The 1,677-nt window shown below is 65.1% G+C and carries 2 protein-coding genes and 1 pseudogene; 2 read left to right on the top strand and 1 reads right to left on the bottom strand.

The window, feature by feature from the left end:
- Nucleotides 1–487 (top strand): aminotransferase class I/II-fold pyridoxal phosphate-dependent enzyme (locus EOA33_RS34870; RefSeq protein ID WP_127407662.1); only part of this gene is annotated, 487 nt, incomplete at its 5' end.
- Between the two features lie 83 nt (nt 488–570).
- Nucleotides 571–1,395, top strand: coding sequence for a nucleoside triphosphate pyrophosphohydrolase (mazG, locus tag EOA33_RS34865; RefSeq protein ID WP_127407661.1), 825 nt, complete (start codon nt 571–573; stop codon nt 1,393–1,395).
- 6 nt (nt 1,396–1,401) lie between these two features.
- Here mazG and EOA33_RS34860 read toward each other — a convergent pair.
- A pseudogene (locus tag EOA33_RS34860) lies at nt 1,402–1,677 on the bottom strand (GTPase HflX); the annotation flags it as partial.

Genomic DNA, 1,677 nt, shown 5'->3' with positions numbered 1-1,677 from the left:
GGAAATGGTCGTCGCCTCGAGCTGCTCGAAGAACGTTGCTGTCTACCGCGACCGCGTCGGCGCGGCGATGATCCTGGCCAAGGACGGTGCGCAGGCCGATGTGGCGATGAGCCAGATGCTGTCTGCGGCGCGCGCACTCTATTCGATGCCGCCGGACCATGGCGCGGCGGCGGTACGCATCGTGCTGGAAGACGCCGCTTTGCGCGCGGACTGGCAGGCGGAACTAGAGGAGATGCGGCTGCGCATGCTGCGGCTGCGCGTCGCCTTCGCCGAGGCGCTACGCCGGCAGTCCAATTCCGACCGCTTCGATTTCGTCGCCAGCCATCGCGGCATGTTCTCGCGCCTAGGCCTTTCGGAAGCTCAGGTCGAGCGGCTGCGCACCGAGCACGCCGTCTATATGGTCGGCGACAGCCGCATCAACGTGGCCGGCCTGCCCGAGGACGGGATGGACGCGCTCGCCAAGGCGATCGTATCGGTTCTGGACTGAGCCGCCGCGCAGCTGTGGACAACCGCCCTCGCGTCGGCTGCCAGCGTTGGCTGCGCGATGGGCGCAAGGATAGCATCGGCCTGATGAAACCCTCCAAGGACATTTCCCGGCTGATCGAGATCATGGCGGCACTAAGGGCGCCCAAGACCGGCTGCCCCTGGGATATCGAGCAGAATTTCTCGACCATCGCGCCCTACACGATCGAGGAAGCCTACGAGGTGGCGGATGCCATTGCGCGCGGCGATCTCGACGACCTGCGCGAGGAGCTCGGCGACCTGCTGCTGCAGGTTGTCTACCACGCGCAAATGGCTGAGGAGGCTGGCGAATTCGCCTTCGGCGACGTCGTCGAGGCGATCACCGCCAAGATGATCCGGCGCCATCCGCACGTCTTCGGCGACGAGGAGGCGCGCAGCGCCGGCATGGCCAAGGGCATGTGGGAAAAAATCAAGGCGGTGGAGAAGGCGGAGAAGCGCGATGCGCGCCTCGCCCGCGGGCTCGACCCAGAAGACAATGGCAAGGGGTTCCTCGACAGCGTGCCGGTGGCGCTGCCCGCGCTGACCCGGGCGCTCAAGCTGCAGGAAAAGGCGGCTCGCGTCGGCTTCGACTGGAGCGAGGCGGCGCCCATCCTCGACAAGATCGAGGAGGAGATCGGCGAATTGCGCGAAGCACTCACCACCGGCGACGCGGCACCCATCAAGGACGAGTTCGGCGACATGCTGTTTGCCGTCGTCAATCTTGGCCGCCACCTCAAGCTCGACGCCGAAGCCGCGCTCAGCGGCACCAACGAGAAATTCCGCACCCGCTTCCACTATGTCGAGCGAGCGCTGGAAGCCTCCGGCAACACGTTGGAAAAGGCGACGCTGGATGAGATGGAAGCGCTCTGGCAGCAGGCCAAGGGCGAGAAATAACCAGGCTTAACCGTTGTTCTTACGGTGCAATCGGCTCTCGATCTCTTGCCGTGAGCTGTGCGTGGCATTGAGCGAAATGGTGACGCTGCCATCCTCATTGTCGACCCGCGAAACGACGTCGCCGTTGCGGTAGATCCAGTCGACAAGGCCAAACTGGGCTGGCGTCAGCGTCAGCGTCGTCGTTTCCAGCTCACCCGACATCCTGGTTTCGATAAGCGCCTTCAGCGCATCGATGCCCTCGCCGGTGACCGCCGATATGGCGACCGGCGGCGCCTTGGTGGC

The organism is Mesorhizobium sp. M4A.F.Ca.ET.050.02.1.1 (genome assembly GCF_003997725.1).
GTDB lineage: Bacteria > Pseudomonadota > Alphaproteobacteria > Rhizobiales > Rhizobiaceae > Mesorhizobium.
This window is presented reverse-complemented; position numbering and strand designations above follow the sequence as displayed.